Genomic DNA, 23,909 nt, shown 5'->3' on the forward strand with positions numbered 1-23,909 from the left:
ATGCCCTTATAAATTGAATTAAATGTGAGGAATTGTGTTAAAAGTTGCTGTCTTAGAAGTATGGAAAATTTGACATTACCGCACAAAGATAAGGAGTGAAGTTATGAAATTTCTGCTCACATCTGCAGGCGTCAATAACAAAAGCATACACGACGCGCTGGTAGACATGTTGGACAAGCCGATTGCTGATTCAAATGCCTTGTGCATCCCCACCGCGATGTACGGTCACCCCTGGGTCGGCCCCGGCGTCAAAGCTTGGCAATTCATTAGCGGGAATTCCAAGAATCCCATGGTCGACCTCGGCTGGAAGTCGGTCGGCGTACTGGAGCTCACAGCGCTGCCAAGCATCGACGAAGACCGCTGGGTGCCGCTAGTCCGGGAGGCGGACGTCCTGCTGGTGGCGGGTGGCGACGCCCTCTACCTGTGCCACTGGATGCGGCAGTCCGGACTGGCAGACCTCTTGCCGTCGCTGCGTTCAGTTTATGTGGGACTGAGTGCCGGGAGTATGGTGATGGCACCTAACATCGGCGAATTCTTCGTTGGCTGGACTCCACCAAATGGTGGCGATGAAACGCTGGGACTGGTCGATTTTGCAATGTTTCCACACTTGGATCACGAGATGCTGCCGCACAACACCATGGCTGCCGCAGAGAAATGGGCCACCGAGATACAGGGACCCGCGTATGCCATTGACGATGAAACCGCCATCAAAGTGATTGACGGAGCGGCTGAAGTCGTTTCCGAAGGGCATTGGAAACTGTTTTCGCCCTGATATCACTTCTTTGCTAAAAATATCAAAAGACCTAGGGAAGATTCATTGTGGTGCAATTTAGAGAGGATTGTATAGGTTTCTTGTCAATATATTGTGAAGGGTTTCACTTAATTTAACGGGTGCATTTCTTTAAGAAGGAGAAGTGCACTTTTTTATTGAACTTATTGAACAAACGAGCAGAATTGATGAATAAAGGATATTAAGATATTTGTTGAAAATAGTAATTCTATAAAAATGACACAAAACAGGAAACCATTCACACAGAAGTAATATAGCATGATGAAACGAAGAATTATGTCGAGAAAATTCTCTGCTTGTACTAAAACATTTATAAGGAAATTGATTAAATGACTGTACATAACTTTATTTTAAGTAATTGATATGTTCTTTTGACACACATCATAAAATGAACGAAAGGTTGAGATTTATGAGGGTCAATCATCAATTAAAAAAAGATCAGATATCCAATGTCTTGGAATTACATTTTGGTATAAATTCAAAAATCATTGAAAATTTACCTCTTGGAAACGACCCAAGCGCAAGTATTTATCGAATAATTGATCATTCAAATCAAACTTATTTTCTAAAACTGAATAGAAATGAGGTTACAAAGCAAGGCATTCAAGTTCCATTTTATTTGTATTCACATGGGATTGATGCTGTAATACCTCCGATTGTAAATAAAAAAGAAGAGCTATGGTTCTCAGAGAATGGTTTTACTTGGGTTCTTTATCCGTTTGTACAGAGCTACGATGGATATAAAGTAGAATTTTCGAGTTTTCAATGGAGTTCTTTTGGAGAAAGTTTGAGTAAAATTCATGCTGTTTCATTACCTGAGGATCTACATCAATCTTTACCTAGAGAAAGTTTCAAATCTATTTCGTGCGAACGTGTAAAGGAATACGATGTAAAAATGAAAAATACTACATTTAACGATCCGGAATCAGCAAAATTAGCTGACTTTTGGAATGAAAAACGCAACGAAATTCAACAATTAATTCACAACACAGATCAAATTGGAAGAAAAGTAAGAACAGAAACATTTAATTTTGTTTTATGTCATGCTGATTTACATCCTGGAAATACAGTGATTGATGAGGAAGGCAATTTAATAATTGTGGATTGGGATAGTCCGATATTAGCTCCGAAAGAACGAGATTTAATGTTTATAGGTGGGGGGCATCGGTTCAAAAATCCTGATATCGATGCATTTTATAGTGCTTATGGAAAATTAATACCTAACTTCGAGCTAATTTCCTATTATCGAAACGAACGTATTTTGGCGGACATAGCGGTCACTGCAGATGAAATGTTCGAAAATAAGGGAATGAAGGAAGAGCGAGAGATAGGATTGTACCTATTGATGAGGCAATTCGAACCTAATAAAGAAGTAGATGTAGCTCTTGCTTCTCTCAGTTAGAGTAAATGTACTTTAACTATTACTCAAGTAATTGGGGCGATAATCTGAAAATGATTATGCCTCTATTTATACATACGCCACAAATAGCTTTCTACAATAAGGATGCTAGGAATCCTCCTTGGATTATATTTTGAAAGGAGGCTTACATATTAAGTAATTATTAAATTAAGGTTTGCGTTAATCTTAGGGGGATTAACCCTCTTTCTTATTAATTTATTGAACACTCGGTCAGTAGAGTTGAAGAGGAGAAAAATATATTGAGTACAGTTATTTATATGGTGAGACACGGTGAGTCGCCAAAAGAAGGAAATGAAAGAACGAGAGGGTTAACTCAAAAAGGTAATTTAGATGCTCAACGAGTAGCGGACATTTTGAAAGATGAAAAAATGGATGCAGTTGTTTCAAGCCCATACTTACGTTCAATATTAACTGTTGAAAAGATAGCAAAACAAATAGGGCAAGAAGTTTTAGTCTTTGAGAATTTAAAAGAAAGAGTATTTTCTTCTGAAGACAATAGATTAGCAGATAAGGAAATGGTCCCCATTTTGGAAAAGTCATTTTCAAATTCAAATTTTGTTTTAAAAGGAGGAGAATCAAATACTGATTGTCAAAAAAGAGCTATAAGAGTTTTGAAAGAATTATTAGTTACTTTTAGAGATAAAAAAGTAGTGATAGGAACTCATGGAGCTGTTATGACCTTGATGATGAGATATTTCGATAGCACCTATGATTTAGATTTTTTATATAGCACATCAAAACCTGATATTTATAGAATGGATTTTAAAGGACAGGAATTAGTGAACGTTCAAAGAACATGGAGTGTAAATATTGGTGTTAACTAATATAAATTATCAGTGGATCGCACGAGCAAACATACGCCAAGAATTTTATCCCATTTTCCACCGAGGGCTCACCGCACGCTGTGGTAATCATCATATAGCGAAAATCAACACTTTCAATAGCAACCATGATTGCAAAAACAGCTTTTTAAACTTACTTCTGTTGGATGCAATTGACATTTCAGAAAGTCGTTAATATACTATAACTGTAAGAAGTCGAATGGGAAAGGAACGGTACTACGCTGATGTGGAAAAATCTTATTTTCTAAGGAAAACTCAAAAATGAGACCTTGAGAATAGGATAAATCTGCCCATTTTAGCAAAACAAGTACCATCCAAGAAGAAGCCCATCCACACAGAAATTCTGTTGCTGTGTTTATTTTGGATACTTGTTAAAAATGCAGTTTATCGATAAATGACAACCTCTCTAGGGTCTCCTAGGGAGGTTTTTTATTGTACATGAACCTCCCTTATCATCACAAAACAAAGAGGGTGAAGCGGTATGACTACCGTTATACAAGTTAAAAAACTGCAAAAGAAATTTGGGGAACGCGAAATATTAAAAGATATCAATTTTGAAATCCGGCAAGGTGAAAAGATCGGCCTAGTCGGATGGAATGGATCAGGAAAAACAACGTTAATCAATATTCTCACTGGACATAAAGAGTCAGATCAAGGATCGATTTCCACGTGGCCATCAAACTTAAATATCGGATATTTACCGCAATCGACGGATGTTCATCTTAATGTTGACGATGAAATCATGGAAGCCGGGGAAAAGCTTTTTGCGGCGAGTAAACAATTAGGTCTTCATAAAGAAGTGATTGACTCGGAAAGAATTCAACATCTTAGCGGCGGTGAGAGGCTGAAGTTATCTCTTGCAAAGATTTGGGCCAATCAGCCGGAATTTTTAATATTGGATGAACCGACAAATCATCTGGATCTCCAAGGCATTCAGTGGCTGATTCATGAAGTAAAGAACTATGAAGGAGCTGCGATCATTATCTCGCATGACCGGTACTTTTTGGACAAAACGGTTACGAAGATTTTTGAGCTGGAGGAAGGTAAACTCACTATCTATGAAGGCAACTACTCGGCCTATAGAACAGAGAAACAAAGGAGATACGATCAGCAGCTGTGTGATTATAACAAGCAGCAGCGAAAGGTCGAGATGATCCATCAGCAAGTAAACAACTTACGGAATTGGTCAGAAAAAGCTCATCGGCAAGCCGGAAAAGGTGGTTCAATATCCGAAAACCGCCAGCTTGGGCTTAAAGAGTTCGAACGGATGAAGGCGAAGAAAAAGGATAACCAAGTGAAATCTAAACTGAAACGCTTGAATTTGGAGTTGGAGAAAAAAGGTATTGAAAAGCCGAAAGAAGAGACCGATGTTTACTTTCAGTTTGATTACTCAGGCAAAAGAGGAAAAAGACTTGTGGAAGCTAAGGGATTGACGAAGCAGTTTGGCGAGAATCTACTGTTTGAGAAAAGTCATTTTTATGTGAAACACGGTGAAAGACTGGCTTTGCTAGGACCTAATGGAGCAGGGAAGACGACATTTATTCAGATGCTACTTGAACTGGAACCTATAACGAAAGGTTCAATTTGGAAAAGTGAATCGATGAAAATGGCGTATCTTTCTCAAGATGTTTGCGATCTGCTGGAAGAAAAAACAGTTTATGAATGGTTGGATCTTGGTGTGCAGATCACGAAGGCTCGGACGATTTTTGCAAATATGGGGATCGAGGATGAAAAGCTCTCAAAACCGATCTCCCACCTAAGTCTCGGCGAGCGTACCCGAGTAAAGCTTGTGCAGATGATTCTACAAGAGTATGATGTTCTCATTTTGGATGAACCGACAAATCATCTCGATCTCTCGAGCCGCGAACAGCTTGAAGTGACGTTGAATGAGTTTACCGGAACTTTGATCATTGTGTCACATGACCGCTTTTTCGTTGAAAAGCTTTGCGATAAATTATTAGTTATAGAAAACAAGCAAATCAAACGGCTGGAAATGGGATTAAGAGAATACGAAGAGAAGAAAATCAAGCAGTCTATGAAACCTGATCAAAGCAGGGAAGAAGAACTCGTATTGATTGAAACAAAGATTACAGAGCTATTAGGAAAAATCAGTTATTGCAAAACAGGAACAGACGAATACGTTAAAATGGATCAGGATTTAAAAGATTATATGGCTAGAAAAAAAGAACTGATGCAAAAAAATTAATAGAAAAGTTTTAGAGGTGCTATTTGGATCTAACAGGTTCTCTTTTGGAGTACAAAACAGAAAAAAGTAATGCAAATAGCTAGCTAATTCGCATATCAATTAGCTAGCCTCTTTTTGTTTATATATCAATGTTTATCGGGTTTTTATATTAGAATTAGTACTCCGATTCGCATAGGTTTCAGCAAAATGACAATAATTTCTGTCACGCTGCGTTTTAGTATGCTGATTCACTTGTTAAAAGACTTACCAATTTAGACGAAAATGATAGCATGGATATATCTAATCAAATTTTATACGCCTTCATATGAAAAAGGTATTCAGCAACCTTTTGCAAATTCCCTGGGTATCCGATATATTGCATTTGCTGTTGAAGATATTGAAGCCGGTGTTGCCAAATTGAAAAAGAAAGGAGTTGAAATCTTTAGTGAGATACAACACTATGAAGAAAGATATAAGTTATGCTACTGCCGTGGGCGAGAAGGAATTATTTTAGAGTTGTCGTAGCAAATTAAATAAATTTTATGTAATACATACTGTATACCGACACCATTAGGTTGGTGCAAAAATATTTTTATGAAAAATAGTTGACACTTCTGCTACTCGGTAATAGAATATACATGTAATAAGCATTACTTAATAGCGTGAGTTTCAAAAGCTATTAAGTAAAATTTTTCTTTGGTACTAAGTGATACTGGTTATAAGTCAGACTAAATAGAGAGGGGCATTTGATATCGAAAATTTAACTGAAATGCTGAAGGGATCACTGGAAGGCTGCGTGCTGGAAATCATCAGTCGCCATGAAACCTATGGCTACGAAATCACAAGACGCCTGAATGAGCTAGGGTTTACTGAAGTCGTGGAGGGTACGGTCTACACCATACTCGTGCGATTGGAAAAGAAGAAATTGGTAAATATAGTCAAGAAACCATCAGATATGGGACCACCTCGTAAGTTTTACTCACTGAATGAGGATGGCAGGCAGGAACTTGAATTGTTTTGGATAAAATGGAATTTTTTATCATCAAAAATCAACGTCTTGAAGTCACAATAGTTTCATAAGATATTCCGTCCAATATTTTTAACAAGTTCTTGTTCGAAATGATAAATAAGGAGGAAAATAACATGTTGGAATGGATCAAAAAAATGATAGGTGATAAAAAAGAGTACAAAATGATGATGGCACGGGTTGAAGCTCTTCCAGAAGATTATCAGTTTGTATTTAAAAAGATACAAAATTACATGTGGAACTTCTCAGCGGGCAACGGGATGGATATGCTGCACATGCAGTATGAATTAATCGATTTGTTTGAAGCCGGTGCTGCGGAAGGCAGGCAAGTGCTGGAAATCACTGGGGACGATGTTGCGTCTTTTGCCGACGAACTAGTGGCAAACGCCAAGACCTATTTCGCTAAGTATCGAGAAGATTTAAATCAGAGTATCATGAAGGAATTAGGAAAGAAATAATTTCAACAGATACTACCGACTGAATAGCTGGATAAAAAAATGATCACATCTTAACTATTCAGTTCTATTTTTATCTAGTACTAAGTGACACTTATTATCAGTAAGACTTAATAGTAGAGTGCAGCCAAACTTGGTTCACACATGGTGTTTTTATAAGGAGGAAAAAATTATGAGCAATGCAATGATTTCTGTAAAAGGGTTAAAAAAATCCTTCAATGACAAGGAAGTCATAAAGGGGGTGGATTTTGAGGTGCGAAGTGGCGAAATTTTCGCACTTCTGGGTTCAAATGGAGCGGGCAAGACGACGACGGTCAACATCCTCTCGACGCTTATGAAGGCAGATGGCGGCGAAGTAGGTATTTGCGGTTTTGATGTCCGCCGTCAAGCGGATCATGTTCGTCAGAGTATCAGCCTGACAGGGCAGTTCGCAGCTTTAGACGGCATGCTCACTGGGTGGGAAAACCTGATGATGATTGCCAAGTTGCGGGGAGTTTCCAATCCTGCTCAAATTGCTGACAATCTGCTTGCAAGATTCAGCCTGACAGATGCGGCCAACCACCGGGCGGACAAATATTCCGGTGGGATGAAGCGCCGGCTTGACATTGCTATGAGTCTGATCGGGACGCCAGCAGTCATTTTTCTCGACGAACCAACGACAGGGCTTGACCCTGAAGCGCGGATTGAAGTCTGGGAAACCGTCAAGGAGCTTGCCGGCGGCGGCACAACCATTTTGCTGACGACTCAGTACCTGGAGGAAGCTGAACAACTGGCGGACCGTATCGCCATCCTGCATGACGGAAAAATCATAACGACCGGTACCCTTTCCGAACTCAAAGAGATGTTCCCGCCAGCTAAAGTGGAGTACATCGAGAAGCAGCCGACTTTGGAGGAAATTTTCCTCGCGATCATCGGCAAAAAGGAGGAGATATAAATGAAAAGCAAAACAGGAGTATTACTAGGGCGTTTAATGCGCAACATCATGCGCAGCCCGGATACGATTATCACAGTGGCGATTACACCGATTATGATGATGCTGTTATTTGTCTACGTATTTGGCGGCGCTATAGAGACGGGTACGGACAACTACGTCAATTATTTATTGCCTGGAATAATGCTGATGGCTATCGCATCAGGTGTAGCTTACACATCCGTGCGGCTATTTACGGATGTAAAGAGCGGACTGATGGCGCGTTTCATTACAATGCCCATCAAGCGCTCTTCGGTATTGTGGGCTCACGTGTTAACCTCGCTTGTTTCCAATGCGCTTACAATCGTGGTGGTTATCCTCGTCGCGTTTTTGATGGGCTTTCGTTCAAACGCTGATATCCTGGATTGGCTCGCGGTAGCAGGGATACTCGGGCTGTTTACGCTGGCTCTAACATGGCTGGCGGTTATTCCCGGATTGACAGCGGGGTCTATGGAAGGTGCGACAGCCTACTCGTACCCGTTGATTTTCCTGCCGTTTATCAGTTCAGCCTTTGTCCCCACCGAAACCATGCCTAAAATTATCCGTGCGTTCGCTGAGAACCAGCCTGTTACTTCAATCGTGAATGCGATCCGTGCCCTCTTGTATGAAGGGTCTGTTGGAAACGGTATCTGGATCGCGCTTGCTTGGTGTGTCGGGATCATGGTCATTGCTTACTTCTTCGCCAGTAAAAAATTTAAACGCCAGTTAGGATAAGTACACCATTATGGGAATAGCCAAATCAATAGTCAGCCTCTGCGATTCATACATTTGCTATCACAATGAAGCTGCTTAAATGCCGGGGAAACTATCGATGAAATCATGGGGATCCTCAAAATCGATGTGATTGGTGGCGGCTCGATCACTTATCCCATCGCGAGGATTTATGGTGAAGAATTGAAAAAAAATAGCCCTCACATTTGAGGGCTGTTTTAATGAATTTGCAATATCACAAGCATATCAGGAACACATTTTTTTAGCTTAATAATTGTTGCTTATCGCTGGACTTTTTATTTCTTTCTACGTTCAAAGTAGTTCTTTTCATCTCCTGTTTCGAATCAATGCCTATCTATTACCTTCCTTAACCACATCTAATAACAATACGTAGAATTAACTTTACATAAGGTATTATAAATCCTGCAATAATATACTAAATGCCATTTATTTTGAGATGTAAATTTGTATGGAAGTACCTCGAAAGGTCGGGCAGCCATAGTAATTGATTACATATATAAAAAGACATATGCATGGAACGACAGCATAGTATTTCGGTTCAGAAACACCAGTTGTTGGTGCATTTCTAATTCTTATAGATAGACAAAGTTATTTATGGATGTGGTGACTAGAAGTAGTTTTGTACGTCTTTTTTAATCTCATCTCTATTTGCTAATGCACTTTCTCTGTTTTTTCTTTTGCTCGGATGATATGAAAAAGTAGAATTTGCAACATTTGTGCAGATAAATAAATCACGATTGACCAATGCATCTTAAAACCTTTTTCATAATGAAACAGACCAATTTTCACACTTATGTATTCAAGGATTAGTGAGAAAAATGTCCAAATTAAAAGATATCCAATAATCATCAAACCTTTTATACGAAGCTTTACGTATAAATACATAAACAAATAGCTGTAAGGGCCATACATAATATAACTTAAAAAATCGATAAATTGATAAGCAGAAGTGTCATTTACATCATAAAAGTCCCAGGGCTTTACACTGATTGTATGATCATAGAACATTCCGATATAAATACCAATTGTGAAATGGAAAAACCCTTCCAACCAGGAGAAAATTCTCGGTAAGAACCATACTAGAGCACAAAGAGCAACAAGACTTATGATGACAAACCATTCATTACTGTCAAATGAATTTTCATACACGCTTTTCATACTTCATGGGCTCCCGTTTTTCTATAATGAAAAGTAAATTCGCTAATCCTATACTGATTATTAAATAACTGAAATTTACTAAAAATGAAAGTGTTAAACTGTAATTTACATACGTTATTACTTGAAAATTGACCATTAACATTTCAAATCCCTGAATGATGCTTGCGAAAATGATAAACAGGAAGCAGCGCAACCATTTCTTTTTGGTAAAAAAATATCTATTAATGAACAAGAGTATGTAAAAGGGAATAATTAGTTCCCGGTACAGAAGTAATGCAATAAAAAGAGAATCATCTAACGTTATTTTGATCAATTTAAAATTCATGTTTATTAATGTAAGATAATTCTTAATTAGAATAGACATCACAATAAATACAATGGCATTTTTTAAAAATGACAGCTTCTTTTTCGATAATATAAAAATAAGAAGGGTAATTAATGTTAAAGAAATAGTAATGGATAATCCCATATTACATCCTCCAATAGCTATAAAAAATGAGGCAGAAGTTATGCCATTAGCCATAAAGCTTTCTTGGGTAAAATTTTTATCTCATTTTATTAATGGGCACATGAAAAAACAGCATGAAAAAAAGGACAATAAATATGGAAACGCCCATTGCTAGGAGCGGTTTTTTAAAATGGAGTCTCAACATGCTAAACATAATTACATTAAAGCCTAGGGACCAGAATACATTCCAGCCATTATAATACGAAAAATAGCCAAGCTTCTTTAAAAAATATTCCCCCATTCCGTACATGGCTACCCATTTAAAGATATATAAAATCTTTTTCATCCTATTTCCTTCAGGAAATCTTGGTAGATAAATGAAGATTGTAGCAGGGAAAAGGATAAAGGTGTTAAGGATATCAATAAGAGTATGATTCGGTAAGATTGATCTTTCATACATCCAAATTGGATAGTTATAAGTCAGTACGTTAAATAATAGATTAAATACAATCATATATAGAACTGTTGAGTAGTATAGGGGCCAGTTTTTCCAATCCCCCCACTTTAATCCTGCTAATAAAACTAAAATTGCAATCGTTAAATGCATTTGAGCATCCACCTCACAGAAGGAGATCATTAAATCTAGTTTCTTACATCATTCCTAAATGGCTATCAAATCATACTTATAACATGTGTTTGTAATTTTTGTTGGTAAATGTTATCTGCCATCTACTACTCCGATTTCTGATATATTAGTTTCAGAGCTAACTGTAACTTTTAAGTTAGGATATTGTTTTTTCCACTTCTTATAATCCCAACCCCTCGTACGGCTGCGAACTTCCATACCTAATCCAATTGGATCAATGTTGGACTTTTGAAAGTCCTTGATCATGGATGTGGCTTGAGAATCGATTTTACTTTCCAATTCTTTTGCCGTCTTTTCAATAATTTGTTGATTAAGCACCTGACCCGTGAATTCTCTTATATACCCAGTTACTTTCAAATGAATATGTATTTCCGGATTTGATTTTTGGTGATGTACTGTTATCTTTTTTTTCGTATTTATGCCAAGAACTGAAACGTATTCTGTTTTTCCATGGCTCTTAATTGTTACTTTTCGTCCTCCGAGCTTCAGATCCTCATTTAAAGCTTTAAAAACAAACAAATTTTCAAAAGGAATAGATTTTACATAATGAGAATCTTTAAACAAGGCAATACCAGATATTTTAATCTCTTTTCCGTCTTTTTTGATAAGGGGAAGGAAGGGGTCGATACCCTTTGTATAATAAGCTGTCAAAAAAGTATGTAAGTTAGACGTTGGCAGCAAACCCTTTTTCATATTATTCTCAAGCAGTTTTGACAAATAAATACCTGTATCTACCGGGGCATATTGATCAGTCAGTAATTCCTTAGCATTTCCGTCTACTATCGTTAAAATGATTCGGGTCCCGACGCTTGGGTCCCTGTGAATTGTATCAATATAATCATGAAGACCTTGTTTTGCTAATTTCTTGCTATAAATGGCTACATCTAATTTTCCGTTTACAATGGGATAAAATGATTTATGATTGATCTTATTAAGCGTTTCTTTACTTATGTTACCAGTAGAGGATAGGGTCATATTTTCAATACTTTTATCAGGTTTAATAACAGGCATTACAGCGGTTGCTTCAATTTTGTGTTTTCCAATGTAATCATAGCCAACAGCAGTCGAAACTTCTACATCATCCAATATTTCCTTTTCAATCCGGCCAAAAGACATGATGATGACTGAGAAAACGATAAAGATTACTATGTTTTTCATGCTTTCTTCCTCGCTTTTGACATAATATGGTAAATGATAAACAAAAAAGGGATATATACATAAATGAAATAAAACCCTACCCTTGAAAGAAGGGTATTAACATAATCAATAGTCGTACGGTCTTTCAGCAGAGGACCTATTATTAACGCGACTACTAGAAATACGATCAATGCCTTTTTTTGTTTAAAATGAAACAATCTTTTCGAAACCCTGCTCGCTGCCCAAAAAGTTAGACAGATATTTGGCAGTATCACTACTGCCCATGAAGCGATGCCTATAAATTCAAAGCGCTCCACAAAAGGCAGCTCAAATATTTTCCACATTGCCAAAGTCGGCCATATCGTTTTTTTTAAGTAGTCAGGCGTATAGAAGACCAGCGTAATAATCATTAAATATAAATACAAAAAAGTAGTAAAAAAGTTGCCAAAATGAAACCATTTTTGAGAAGTCTCAGGTTTTTTTATAAAGGGATAATAGATAAATAAAAGTTCGAATCCTAGGTAACTCAACGTCATGGTCTGTATGGATTTTGCCATATCTTTAATTGAAAGGTCGAACACGGGTAATAGATTTCGAAAGTTCGCAAATTCAAGCGGGGCAAGGAATGTAAATATTAAATAAAAGGGAACGACTACTCCTAAAAAACATACCCCTACAACTGTACGAAACCCACCGGTAACGACATAATATACGGCAATTAAAAAAACGAGAGTGAACGGCCAGGTTTTCAATAATGGAAACATCCAAACTTGTATGACTTCAATAAATGTTCTAAGAATCATGACACCTAAAAACAAAAGATACATCATAAACAAAAAGGAGAAAAAACCTCCAATCCACTTTCCGAACGCAGTCTCATGGATTGAAACAATATCTGTTTTATCTTTATTCAACATCTTATACATCATCCAGATGATAATGTTGATTCCCAATCCGGCTAGTAAGACAGAAATCCATGCATCGTGCCCCGCATATTCAGAAACATAACGCTGAAAACCCAAAACACCAATGCCTATCTGCATACTATGTACTATGAAAAAGGCAAGAAAAGGTGAAACTAAAAACTGTTCCCTTATCGGTTCGTTCATAGATTAATCTCCTTATTAGATATGATCATTCGTCAATATCCTTTTTTTCTTTTGCCTTTTTCTCATCAAATCGTTCGCTATTCGGGGATTGAAGAAATAGCGGACGCTTCGACTGCATAGAAAAGGGCAGACGGATAAAAGAATCTTTTAAGTCGCGAACTTGAGGCGGATAAACAGGCTCTAAATACGGTCTCCCAAAAGACGTTAATCTTAACAGATGCGTCATCAAAAAAATGAATGCGATTGCTATTCCTAATAACCCCCAAAGTTCAGCTAATACAAGAAAGGGAAACCGAATAAGCCGAATCGCATTACTCATTTTGTAGACTGGTGTTGTAAAAGATGCCAAAGCTGCGAGTGCAACAATGATAAGGAGCACGTTACTCGTTAATCCAGCCTCGACGGATGCAGTCCCGATTACGATACCTCCCACGATACCGATCGTTTGTCCTACTTTTGTTGGAAGTCTTGCACCAGCTTCTCTCAATAGCTCAATCGTTAATTCTAAAATGACGGCTTCAAGAAAAGGTGTTAAAGGTATCAAACTTCTTGATGATACTAAAGTCGCCATAAGATCTTTCGGGATAAGTTCGTAATGATAATTAAGAACAGCAACATATATCGGTGTAATCAGGATTGAAAAGCTTACAGCAAACAGACGGATTATCCTGAATACAGACGCAATCTGCCAATTTAGATAATAATCTTCAAAAGCTGAGAAAAAAGTGATTAATGTCGTTGGTCCTATTAAGGCATGGGGAGAACCATCTACTAAAATTACAATACTTCCCTCTCCAAGGACACCAGCTGCACGATCGGGCCGTTCTGTGTCAATAATTTGGGGAAAGGGCGAATTATCATTATCTGTGATTATCTGACTGATAAATGAACTATCTAAAATCTGATTGTGCTTTATTTCTCCTATCCTTTGTAATACGGTATTCACATTTTCTTCATTAGCGATACCATCAACAAATAAAACAACTACTTTTGTCTTGGAAAGAGTGCCGATTGTAAACTCTCTGAGCTGAAGCTGCGGTACAGGAAGTCGTTTTCGGATTAAATTCAAGTTAGTTGTCAGGGATTCTACAAAGGATTCTTTGGGTCCGACGACACTGAATTCTTCTTCTGGAATCGTCACTTCACGTGCTTTATTCATTTCTGTATGAATGAGAGCGCCTGTATGGTCGTTTTCATTTAATTGGATGAGTATATATCCTTTTAACATTTTTTCTTGGATGGTGTCTAAGTTGTTTGAGATGATAATATTTTCAATCGGAATGGATGCTTGAATATCTTGATATGTAGCAATTTGAGATGAATTGATAAATGGTAAGACATCTCGGTGGATGATTTCAGCGTCAACAAGTGAATGAAAATAAAAAATCCAATAAGGGCGAGGGGAATGTATATTGTGGAACTCAATGAAATCACTTGATCTTCTAAAATTGGTAAGAAGATTTGTCAGTTCCTGTTCTTCACTCGTTTTTTTGTTGAACCATTTCATTAAGATTCACTCCTTCCTAAAGCAACCAAGAACTTCTTACTCAGTAGTATGTTGTACTAAAATTGTGTTCCTTATTAAAGCTTTATAAAGAAGATTACCTTTGAATGGCAATCTTTTAGAAAACGAATATCCGATTTGTTATTTATTTAAAAATACTCGATTTTAAATTCCTGAATGCAATTCTTGGAGTCGATTTTTAATAAAACGATAAAGGATGATCAAAAATAAGGCGGATATTGGATAGGTTGGTATGGAATAATAAATTTTCCATCCTGTATAGGTGAGGACATCGTTTTTTATACAGAGCCATTCAAAGAAAATTGAAAAACCAGTCCAGAACAAAATGTACCAAATCGTTTTTTGTCCATATAATTCCCATCTATCATAGGCAAATAAAAAGATCAGAGAGGCACATGGATACATAAATAAATGAAAAAGTGCGCCAGAGAGTTCGTAGGTTCGATTATCGCCAAAAAAATATAGCTTAAAGGGAGTAGCAAGAAGAAAATAATCAATCGTTGAAACATATACGACATTATAAACCCAAATCATAATGACGATAACAGAATGAAAGTAATTACGGATAAATAAAAACAAAGCAAAAACGATAGTGGTTGTTAGGATAAAAAACCATTCATTCCAATCAAACGAAACGTTCATGAGTATGCTCTCCATTTTTTATAAAGGCTTTTTCTAAACAGTTTCATGCATCCTAATAAAACACATAGAGTTGTCAACCAAAAAGAGAATGACCACCAGATCTGCCAGTGGACATGAACCAATACACCCAGAAAATCTTCTATCCATTCTAACCCTGTTAAAATCAACGTGCAGCTTATTATTGATAAAATTTTCTTATAAGTAGTGTTCATGAATTGATTAAGACGAAGGAAAGAAACCATGATCAAAGGATAAAGAACGATGCGGTTGATAAAATGCGTTAATTCATAAGTAAGTTTGTCAGGGATAATTAAAGTTTTAAAATTCATATAACAAAGTGCTGAATAGTTTTGAAAGAGATAAGACCCTATTAGCCAATACACTATGATTTCAAGAATATGCAAATTATTTTTTGTTTTAGTAAAAAATATGATAGCCACTACATTTATAACGATATACATCAGTAAAATCATGTAAGAAAACTCCTTTTTTTATTTTGCTTTTCTTCATTTACATACAAAAAGAAAGAAAATGAAAAAAGTTATTTCTAACTATCTTGTGCTAAAAATAAAATTATTATCAAACATAGCAACCAACTATTCCCCAGACAACCTAGAAATATCATCATGTAAATGAGGGATGGATGCAGAGAAACAGCAATTCAGAGATACTATAAACTGCTTGAAGTGTATGAACTACTTTCATCCCTAGTTTGACTCACAATTTTTAGTTTCCATAATGGGGAAAAAACGACCCATAACGGAGCAAATGATAATCCAACAGCTCCGATAAACAATGTTTCTTGTAATCCAAGATACTCTCCCAAATAGCCTCCCGATAATGCACCAAGTGGTATCGTTCCCCATGTTGATAATCTTGAGCAAGAAAGGGCGCGACCTAGTAAAACAGAAGGTATAAGAGTCTGCCTTATTGTTGTACATGTAACATTGGAAAGACCGAGCCCTATCCCATTTAAAAAGAACCCCATCATGATCATCGAGCTGATCATAACCGGAGAACCATAGGCAAAGGGGATCAGCAGAGGCCCTGTACATGCTAAAATCATAGACACAATAGTAGCAGGTCCTATCCCTATCCTTCGTGAAACTTTTTCTGTAGACAGAGAACCTATAATGGCCCCAACTCCACCGCATGAGAAAAACAATCCGATTACACCCGCACTTAGGTGCAACTCAATTTTTGCATAAATCAAAATAATGGTCATGATGATTTGGGAGAAAAAGTTATAATTGGCTGCCTCAAACACAATAGGCCTGATATAAGGGTTTTTAAAGATAACCTGAAAACCTTCTGATAGATTTGCTTTTATTTGAAGTTTTGAATCCGCAGTATCTGGACGATTCTCTTCCTTTTTTATAAAGATTAAACAAAATGCAGAAATCATATAGGAAACCGCATCGATAAAGATGGTTAGTACCGAACCAAATAATTGTACAAGATACCCTCCAATCCCTTGGCCGGCGACTGTTGCTGTTGAGGAACTCGCAATTAATTTCGCATTTGCCTTTACTAGATGTTCATTTGGTACAAGCGAAGGTATGTATGATTGGAATGTGGCATCAAAAAAAACGGTAAATATACCTGCTAAAAATGTAATGATATACATTAACTCAATCGAGAGATAATTAAAGTAGTAAGCAATAGGGATCAAAAGTAAAAGAAAGGCTCTCCCAAAGTTTGCTGTGATGAGGGTGGTCTTCTTGATCGACCGGTCAGCATATAAGCCCGCAAATAATGTAAATAACAAAAATGGGGAGAATGCTAATGCGTTTAAAATTCCTAATTCCTTTGACGTTGCATTCAATATTCCTACAGCTGTGAGCGGAAAAGCAACATTAGAGATTTGCGAACCAAATAGAGAGATGGTTTCCCCGACCCAAAGCTTACCAAAATCACTCAGTCTTTTATTTTCAATGAATTGAAGGGAATCAGAATTTAATGGAACTTCCTCTTTTAGTGAGATAGACATTTATCTCATCCTCCTTATATAACCTTCATAACTTATTTTAGATGGTTATATCATACGATGCATAATTATAACTGTCAATTTTATATTTTAGTGGTTATAATATGAAGTGAAGGAGGTGTGAATGATGGAAACGAGTACCCATTTGGTGAATTTAAATATTTTACGCGATCGAATTTGTCTTGATTTTACTAATACTGTTGGCTGGCATACCGGAGAAAATCCGAGTGAGTGGATTAAAAGCTACGAAGACGTGGTGATTTGGAGCAAAATGGCTGGAATTCTTTCAGAAGAAAAAGAACAACTTTTATTGAATAAAGCAAAGGAATTTCCTGAAGCAGCATCCAAAGTCTACAATGATGCAATCCTTATTAGAGAGGCTATTTTTAGGATTTTCCGTGATGTGCTAACTAGGAAACCATGTTCAAATGAAGATCTATTACTATTAAATAACTTCTGCAAACGTGCAAACCAATTTATTGAACTCGGAATGGATAAAGATCAATATGTGTACCAATTTAAAGAAACACTTGAGCTTGATTCCATGTTATGGGTAATCGTTAAGTCAGCTGCTGATTTTTTAGTATCTAACGAGATCGGTAAATTAAAAGAATGCGAGGGCGGAGGATGCGGTTGGCTGTTTCTGGACACATCTCGAAACCACAGCAGAAGATGGTGTTCGATGGAAGACTGCGGGAACCGAGCGAAAGCAAGAAGACATTATCAAAAAAAGAAAAAATAAAATGTATTTCAATGCTAAGGGAGGAAATAGTTGTGAATATTAGTGAATTACTGAATAAGGAACTGGAAAATGTTTTTGATCAGGAAGATTGGTATCCGCCTCTTAAAGATGCATTAGAAGGTTTGACAGTGGATGAAGCGAATTGGAAGCCTGAAGGGATTGCAGCAAACAGTATCTGGGAAACGGCAAGCCATCTCCATTATTATAAGGAACGATTGTTAAATAGGCTGGAAGGTAAAACTACAACAACTAATGTACAAAATAATGATGAAACCTTTGTCTCAGGTAATGACGAAAAAAGCTGGAAAGAATTCCATAGTAAAATGGAGCAGGTTCATCGTCAATTACAAAAGGTTGTAGGCGAATTAACGGAGAATGATTTATCGCATGAAAGAAATGGTACTGCAACAGCAAAAATGATTTCGAGTATTATTCTTCACGACGCTTATCATACCGGCCAGATCATACAAATTAGAAAATTACAGGGATCTTGGGTAGCTTCTCGATCATTTTAACAACTTTCCTATACGAGCCTGAAAAGATACATTTAAACAAATAGAGAAGAGAGCTAGCTTCATAACAGTTCTCTTTTGGTGTACAGAAAACAAAAAAAGTATTACTCGTATACGAATTAGTATATGAAATAAAACTATAATTCGATTGTAAGCAACATTAAAACGCCCAGACATTAATCTGGTCGTTTTTTATTTTTATTCTATTAAAGCTCCCGATTGTGGAAATCAAAAGCCTTATTGTTCCACCAGTTGGGATATAAACTCCACCAATCTTCTGCTTCTCTCAAAGTATAAAAGATTTTTCGAGCTACTTCATCGGTATTAATTTCATTGAATTCAAAAGTATTACCTGTATCTTTCCCAATACGAGTTCTATTAAATGGAGAACCACCACCTATTTGATAAACCTTTATCTTATTAGAGGGGATATGTTTTCCAGAGATTTCTTCTGTATAGCCTTCAGCAGAACATTTGGAGATTTCAACGTATAAGACACCGTCATACATACTAAATTGAAACATCAGTAAATCCGTTCGGTCATTCAATATTCTATAAAAGTGAGGGAATGAACCTTTAAACCCTCGTTCTCTTAAGGATGGAATAACAATTTGTTGCAAGGATTTTATCATTAAATCTCGTTCTGCAGACAAAAATAACTCCTCCAACCTCTAAAGATAAGGATCAACATCTTCATTCGATAAGTTTATATCAATTACTTTATCGTCAACAAACCAAAAGTCAATTTTACATTTGTTTTTATGGTCAACGTAACCTATAGTTTTAACTCCTTGTAGAGTATATTCATAATAGTTTTTACCATATTTTTTAATTACTTGGTTAATCGAGTCTCCGTGCTTAACTCCTTTTCCAGTTTTTATTTTTTCATCTCCTTCGATAAAAGTTATCTCATCTTTATTATTAGTTAATATATGGTACTTATCATTTACAAGATTATAGGAATTTGAATTATCGTTTTCAATCTTATGTACTTTAATAAATGTACTTGTTTTTATGTTCGTTCCTAAAGCGATTCCATCAATATTTTCTTCAAATAAATCTGTGCTAGCTGTATCGGCAACGATTGCCCTTTTATTTTGGAAAAGAGAACAACTTGTTAATAGAAGTAAAATTGAAACAAAAAGTAAGAACGAGCTGTTCTTGAAAACTCGACTATGCATATTTACAAAATATTTCCTCTCTATTATAAAAGCTGCAATATTTTAAGGGTTTTTATTTTGCTTTTGTTCATTTTTATTCAACAATCCTGCCTTTTAATTCCATAAAAAGGTGCACATCTCCTTTTTGGAGAAACGCACCTTTGAATAAATTGAATCCTTGTTCAAATAAAACTTAGTTAGTTTATTCATTTTCTTCTTTTTATTTTTGGTCTATTCCTTTTTGTCCCTTTTTATTTATATCATTTTGAAGGTTAATATATTTACTAACGTAATGCCTGGACGGATAGATAGATACAGATAATTGCTGAAGTATATAAGATTACAGAAGTTAGAAGGCTTTTCCTCATTCTAATACCATAAGAAAAGAAAAAGATAGCAGCAGCTAATTTGGAAATGCTTTGATAATAAGCATTATCCGATAAAAAGGAACTGCTAAAGATAATTGAAAAAAGCAAAGATGAAGAGATTAGTATTTTAAACCACAAAGGCTCTTTTAGAAATTGTTTAATCATAAATTTTATGCCATTAATAAATGTTCGACTCCCTTCAAGAAAGTTCCTATTCTAATAAATCTTATGGTGTTTTTTCAAAAAATATCCTTTTCTTTTACGGCTATAAATAAAATTCTTCAACAATCCTTCTATTTAGTTCAATAGAAAAGCCGCCTGATATGGCAGCAGAATCATTGTTATTTGTCTTCATTACTGATCATTCATTTCTTCCAAGTTTATGATGGCTTATTAGCACTTCCAACATTTATTTTGCTTCCTTTGGAATAGAGATAAAGTCCATAATCTTGCATAACAGAAGTTTGACCCATTTGCCGGAGTAAAGTGGCTATATTGCCACGGTGGTATGAACCGTGAGTGACAACGTGGATTAAAGTTTTAGATATAGAAGTTTCAAGTTTTCCGGCATAAGGATTATCCACGACCAACAACAATTCCATATTCATTTGACTGCTCAGAACTTTTTTGTATCGTTCGGATAGATTTACAAATATCTCTTTCATTTCATTAATACTTTTTTGTTCCACTTCGTTTTTCATTTGATTCGTGGTTTCCATTGCTTCATTCATACTTTTACCTTGGATAATTTCAAACCAAGCATAATCTGTGAGATAAATGTGAGACAAAACCTGAGATACGGAAGAGAAGCCACTCTGAATTTCTTTATGATAAATTTCCTCTGGAAGTTCTTTTAATCGATCAATGATCACACCATTTGCCCATACGTGAAAATCATACATTTCTAATGCTGGATGTGTCATATTAATTTACCTCCATTTTACTTATTTTTTCATTACATAAAATTAAGGCTAGAGCTAAGTCGGTATTCACTAAAGATTTTATTTGAATTACTTCTTCTGTAACTTCCAGTAAATACCTTCATAAACTTAAAGGAGTTCAACAAAAAAAGAGCTGCGTAAACAGCTCTTTGAATCTTCAATTAAAAATATTCCCGTACACACCGAATTTTTTGTAAATGCATAACATGTTATGACAAAGTTTGTTTTATCCCTAATTCATGAGGTGAAGAATTTATGGTTTCTTATATGGATTATACATCTCCTGCAACTCAATATACTTTTGATGTAAATAAAAGTCCTTTGTTCATAAAAGATAGCGAGAATTATATAAACGTATTGGGTATTAAGCAGTTGAACACCCTGGAAAATGTGTCTCTGCTAGATATATTCCTTAGTACTAATAATGTTGTAGAACCTCACTATCACCAAAATGCAGCAGAGTTAGTGTATTGTATTTCGGGTTCTGTTCTTGTATCGATATTGAATCCTTTTACAAGACAATTACTCAATTTCAAAATTACACCTGGACAAGTGGCAAATGTTCCACAAGGTTGGTGGCATTATGAAATTGCATTACAGGATAACACTCATCTTTTAGCTATTTTTGATGCACCTACTCCAGAAGTGATTTTAGGTTCTGATATCCTAAAATTCACCCCTGCAAATGTCATGGCGCATACGTATTGTCTTGACGAAAATCAATGGAAACAGGCAATCGCACCTGTAAAACCCTCAACATATATAGGGCCATACACGGACTGTAACCGAATCTATGAAAATACTCCTCAATCAAATGTTGCTCAACAGTATCAAAAGATCCAATATATTCAACAATACCCACAAACTCCATACATTCATCAGTATAGGTATTATTGGGGTTAAGATAAACAAAATGCAGTTGCTGACATAGGAAAACCATGATTGTTAACAGAAAATATTACTATTATTCTTCAGGCAGTAAGACAATTTTTCCTAGTTTTCCTGCATTTTTAAAATAGGTTTGAGCTTCTCTTGCTTGTTCCAGAGGAAAAGTTCTTTCGATGACTGGCGTAATTTTTCCTTTAGAAATAGCATCAAGCATTTCTTTGAATTCATATCTTGTACCTAAAACTGATCCATATAGAGTAATGTGTTTTAAGTATAGTGTACGTATATCAAGTTCGGTTTTCTGGCCACCTGCAGATCCGGAGGTACAATATTTACCTCCATTTTTCAAAACTTGAAGAGAAGTTGAAAACAAAGCATCACCTACCACATCTAACACTGAATCAATAGGTCCGCCATTTACTTTTATTATTTCATCGGCAAGGTGAATTGACTTATAGGACAGTACATGTGCAGCTCCCAAATCTTTCATTTTTTCCTCTAAAGCTAAATCTCCAACAATTGCAATAACCTTAGCACCAAATACTTTGGAAGCCATTTGAACATTTAAAGACCCGACGCCACCATTAGCACCAGTCACCATAATTGTATCAGTTGGAGCAGCTTCAATTTGCTTTACCATATGCCAAGCAGTCAATCCACTGACCGAAAAAGCAGCGCTTTCTATGTAGTCCGGAAGAGGCATGTCATAACAAAGATCTGCGGGCCATACTACATATTCTGCATATCCTCCGTCATATTCCGATCCAATAAAGGACATATCTTCTGAGATATGTTCAGAACCTTCAACACCACTTGATGTAAACGGGAAAAGAACGACATCCTTCCCTTGCATGCTTTCATTTACTTGGCTTCCTATTTTTACAACACGACCTGTGATATCTGAACCAGGAATCCTTGGGAATTTTACACCTTCTGGTTTCCAGCCGGATTTCGTATCGGTGCCATAGGCTCCTTCTCTCATCCAAATTTCCGTATTATTAATGGCACAAGCCTTTATTTTAATAAGGACTTCATTACTCTTGGGTTCTGGGATTGGTTTTTCTACTATTTCTAATTTGTCAACATCTCCGTATCCAGTCACTTGAACTGCTCTCATATAGACACCATCTTTCTAGTTCTTTATTTCAACAACTGTCTGATAGTGTACTCAAATTTAACCTAATTAACCACATAAGTGCTCGCTTTCAGGGTCATTATGAAAATATTTGAATAGATATTAAAATGATGAAATATAGAAAGAGGAGGTTGACGAGTAGTGCAATGATTTATGTAAGGAAAAATATATGATTGGGGTTTTTGTTTTTTACATAATAGATCCACATTAATAATTTTGTAGTTAAACTCTTACATATTAAGTTATTCAACAAACGGGCCAGATTGGGAGTAAGAAAGGATTTGAACATGTACAACTTGAATTTGTAAGTTATTCAACAAACGAGGCAGGTTAATTTAATAAATTGGAAAGGGATAGGTGTATAAATCGGGAATAACTTGATACACCAGATTAAATTAAGGAGAGGTAAATATGAGTAAATCATTCATTGAACAAGTACATTATATTAGAATTCCTGTAAAAGATTTAGAACAGTCTGCACAATGGTATAGAGATGTATTAGGGCTCCAGTTACTAAACAATACTGAGGAACTTGCAATTTTAAAAGTAAATGAAGGACCTTTCTTACTTATCTTAGTTCCTACCGAAGATGAAACATTTGCACACTTTACAATTGATAATGAACAAGAATTTAGCATTGGCTTTACAAGTCCAGAATTATCTAAATTTCATCAACACTTAATTGATAATCAAGTTAAGGTCGAGGATATAAAAGAAGATAATGGTCATGCCTTTTTCCACTTTTATGACCCAAATGGTAATAAACTTCAAGTACACTGGTAAGATTATCATAAATAAATTACCTTATTTCATTAACATTTCTTCATGATGGAGAAGTGCATGTTTTTATATACCTTATCATGCCTATATCATGGTATTTTCATAGTAATAAAATACCATTTTAATTATAATTATTAATAATCAATGATTGGTTGTGAGAGGGAAATAAATTGGATGACACTATTATAAGAAAGTGGGAAATGCTAGCTAAGAAAAAGTAAATAGAGAGATTTAGCATTACTTTTACCTATATAAATAGTGAAGAAGAAATATTTGAAGTTAACGAGGATCTTACTGCAAAGACAAAATT

The 23,909-nt window shown here is 36.0% G+C and carries 25 protein-coding genes; 13 read left to right on the forward strand and 12 right to left on the reverse strand.

The annotated features are described in order from the left end of the window. Nucleotides 1-103: 103 nt before the first annotated feature. The 9 genes from RGB74_RS06715 (at nucleotide 104) to RGB74_RS06755 (ending at nucleotide 8,403) form a co-directional block, all read left to right on the forward strand. Entirely contained in the window at nucleotides 104-772 is a 669-nt protein-coding gene (locus tag RGB74_RS06715; RefSeq protein WP_310762217.1) for a Type 1 glutamine amidotransferase-like domain-containing protein, read from the forward strand. A gap of 427 nt (nucleotides 773-1,199) precedes the next feature. Next, on the forward strand, nucleotides 1,200-2,192 hold the full coding sequence (locus RGB74_RS06720; protein WP_310762218.1) for a phosphotransferase: 993 nt from the start codon (nucleotides 1,200-1,202) through the stop codon (nucleotides 2,190-2,192). Nucleotides 2,193-2,449: 257 nt separating this feature from the next. Then, nucleotides 2,450-3,034 (forward strand): histidine phosphatase family protein, encoded by a 585-nt coding sequence (locus RGB74_RS06725; protein WP_310762219.1) that lies wholly within the window; start codon nucleotides 2,450-2,452, stop codon nucleotides 3,032-3,034. Between the two features lie 499 nt (nucleotides 3,035-3,533). Next, nucleotides 3,534-5,258, forward strand: a complete 1,725-nt coding sequence (abc-f, locus tag RGB74_RS06730; RefSeq protein ID WP_310762220.1) for a ribosomal protection-like ABC-F family protein — start codon at nucleotides 3,534-3,536, stop codon at nucleotides 5,256-5,258. 261 nt (nucleotides 5,259-5,519) lie between these two features. Beyond that, on the forward strand, nucleotides 5,520-5,762 hold the full coding sequence (locus tag RGB74_RS06735; protein WP_310762221.1) for a VOC family protein: 243 nt from the start codon (nucleotides 5,520-5,522) through the stop codon (nucleotides 5,760-5,762). Nucleotides 5,763-5,988: 226 nt separating this feature from the next. Further along, nucleotides 5,989-6,309: a PadR family transcriptional regulator gene (locus RGB74_RS06740; RefSeq protein ID WP_310762812.1), complete on the forward strand. Its 321-nt coding sequence runs from the start codon at nucleotides 5,989-5,991 to the stop codon at nucleotides 6,307-6,309. A gap of 71 nt (nucleotides 6,310-6,380) precedes the next feature. Beyond that, on the forward strand, nucleotides 6,381-6,722 hold the full coding sequence (locus RGB74_RS06745) for a DUF1048 domain-containing protein (protein WP_310762222.1): 342 nt from the start codon (nucleotides 6,381-6,383) through the stop codon (nucleotides 6,720-6,722). Nucleotides 6,723-6,891: 169 nt separating this feature from the next. Then, nucleotides 6,892-7,653: an ABC transporter ATP-binding protein gene (locus RGB74_RS06750; protein WP_310762223.1), complete on the forward strand. Its 762-nt coding sequence runs from the start codon at nucleotides 6,892-6,894 to the stop codon at nucleotides 7,651-7,653. Continuing rightward, complete coding sequence (locus RGB74_RS06755; protein ID WP_310762224.1) at nucleotides 7,654-8,403, forward strand: ABC transporter permease; 750 nt, start codon at nucleotides 7,654-7,656, stop codon at nucleotides 8,401-8,403. A 669-nt stretch (nucleotides 8,404-9,072) separates the two neighbouring features. On the opposite strand, the gene RGB74_RS06760 is transcribed toward RGB74_RS06755, so the two are convergent. The 8 genes from RGB74_RS06760 to RGB74_RS06795 form a co-directional block, all read right to left on the reverse strand. Further along, entirely contained in the window at nucleotides 9,073-9,579 is a 507-nt protein-coding gene (locus tag RGB74_RS06760) for a hypothetical protein (protein ID WP_310762225.1), read from the reverse strand. A gap of 545 nt (nucleotides 9,580-10,124) precedes the next feature. Continuing rightward, nucleotides 10,125-10,634 carry a CBO0543 family protein gene (locus RGB74_RS06765; RefSeq protein ID WP_310762226.1) on the reverse strand — a complete coding sequence of 170 codons (510 nt, stop codon included), beginning with the start codon at nucleotides 10,632-10,634 and terminating at the stop codon, nucleotides 10,125-10,127. 111 nt (nucleotides 10,635-10,745) lie between these two features. Continuing rightward, nucleotides 10,746-11,831 carry a Ger(x)C family spore germination protein gene (locus tag RGB74_RS06770; protein WP_310762227.1) on the reverse strand — a complete coding sequence of 362 codons (1,086 nt, stop codon included), beginning with the start codon at nucleotides 11,829-11,831 and terminating at the stop codon, nucleotides 10,746-10,748. Continuing rightward, nucleotides 11,828-12,919, reverse strand: coding sequence for a GerAB/ArcD/ProY family transporter (locus RGB74_RS06775; RefSeq protein ID WP_310762228.1), 1,092 nt, complete (start codon nucleotides 12,917-12,919; stop codon nucleotides 11,828-11,830). Before RGB74_RS06775 ends, RGB74_RS06770 begins: the two co-directional genes overlap by 4 nt. 25 nt (nucleotides 12,920-12,944) lie before the next feature. Next, a complete protein-coding gene (locus RGB74_RS06780) occupies nucleotides 12,945-14,426 on the reverse strand; it encodes a spore germination protein (RefSeq protein ID WP_310762229.1) in 1,482 nt (493 codons plus the stop codon). A gap of 162 nt (nucleotides 14,427-14,588) precedes the next feature. Next, complete coding sequence (locus RGB74_RS06785) at nucleotides 14,589-15,086, reverse strand: hypothetical protein (RefSeq protein WP_310762230.1); 498 nt, start codon at nucleotides 15,084-15,086, stop codon at nucleotides 14,589-14,591. After that, entirely contained in the window at nucleotides 15,083-15,559 is a 477-nt protein-coding gene (locus tag RGB74_RS06790; protein ID WP_310762231.1) for a hypothetical protein, read from the reverse strand. The genes RGB74_RS06785 and RGB74_RS06790 overlap by 4 nt, the downstream gene beginning before the upstream one ends. Before the next feature lie 197 nt (nucleotides 15,560-15,756). Beyond that, entirely contained in the window at nucleotides 15,757-17,076 is a 1,320-nt protein-coding gene (locus RGB74_RS06795) for an MFS transporter (RefSeq protein ID WP_310762232.1), read from the reverse strand. Between the two features lie 124 nt (nucleotides 17,077-17,200). On the opposite strand from RGB74_RS06795, the gene RGB74_RS06800 reads away from it, so the two are divergent. Both RGB74_RS06800 and RGB74_RS06805 read left to right on the forward strand, forming a co-directional pair. Then, nucleotides 17,201-17,815, forward strand: a complete 615-nt coding sequence (locus tag RGB74_RS06800) for a CGNR zinc finger domain-containing protein (RefSeq protein WP_310762233.1) — start codon at nucleotides 17,201-17,203, stop codon at nucleotides 17,813-17,815. 32 nt (nucleotides 17,816-17,847) lie between these two features. Beyond that, complete coding sequence (locus tag RGB74_RS06805; RefSeq protein WP_310762234.1) at nucleotides 17,848-18,330, forward strand: DinB family protein; 483 nt, start codon at nucleotides 17,848-17,850, stop codon at nucleotides 18,328-18,330. Between the two features lie 203 nt (nucleotides 18,331-18,533). On the opposite strand, the gene RGB74_RS06810 is transcribed toward RGB74_RS06805, so the two are convergent. From RGB74_RS06810 to RGB74_RS06820, 3 genes are all read right to left on the reverse strand, one after another. After that, nucleotides 18,534-18,980 carry a DUF4304 domain-containing protein gene (locus tag RGB74_RS06810; RefSeq protein WP_310762235.1) on the reverse strand — a complete coding sequence of 149 codons (447 nt, stop codon included), beginning with the start codon at nucleotides 18,978-18,980 and terminating at the stop codon, nucleotides 18,534-18,536. Between the two features lie 18 nt (nucleotides 18,981-18,998). Further along, nucleotides 18,999-19,508 carry a hypothetical protein gene (locus RGB74_RS06815; RefSeq protein WP_310762236.1) on the reverse strand — a complete coding sequence of 170 codons (510 nt, stop codon included), beginning with the start codon at nucleotides 19,506-19,508 and terminating at the stop codon, nucleotides 18,999-19,001. 727 nt (nucleotides 19,509-20,235) lie between these two features. After that, nucleotides 20,236-20,778, reverse strand: coding sequence for a DinB family protein (locus RGB74_RS06820; RefSeq protein WP_310762237.1), 543 nt, complete (start codon nucleotides 20,776-20,778; stop codon nucleotides 20,236-20,238). Nucleotides 20,779-21,051: 273 nt separating this feature from the next. Between RGB74_RS06820 and RGB74_RS06825 the strand changes: the two genes are divergently transcribed. Continuing rightward, a complete protein-coding gene (locus RGB74_RS06825; RefSeq protein ID WP_310762238.1) occupies nucleotides 21,052-21,699 on the forward strand; it encodes a cupin domain-containing protein in 648 nt (215 codons plus the stop codon). A gap of 61 nt (nucleotides 21,700-21,760) precedes the next feature. Here RGB74_RS06825 and RGB74_RS06830 read toward each other — a convergent pair whose 3' ends face one another. Beyond that, entirely contained in the window at nucleotides 21,761-22,801 is a 1,041-nt protein-coding gene (locus tag RGB74_RS06830) for a zinc-binding dehydrogenase (protein ID WP_310762239.1), read from the reverse strand. Between the two features lie 429 nt (nucleotides 22,802-23,230). On the opposite strand from RGB74_RS06830, the gene RGB74_RS06835 reads away from it, so the two are divergent. Next, nucleotides 23,231-23,602 carry a VOC family protein gene (locus RGB74_RS06835; RefSeq protein WP_310762240.1) on the forward strand — a complete coding sequence of 124 codons (372 nt, stop codon included), beginning with the start codon at nucleotides 23,231-23,233 and terminating at the stop codon, nucleotides 23,600-23,602. Nucleotides 23,603-23,909 lie beyond the last annotated feature (307 nt).

It is taken from the genome of Bacillus sp. NEB1478 (genome assembly GCF_031582965.1).
In the GTDB taxonomy this organism is placed as follows: Bacteria; Bacillota; Bacilli; order Bacillales; family Fictibacillaceae; genus Fictibacillus.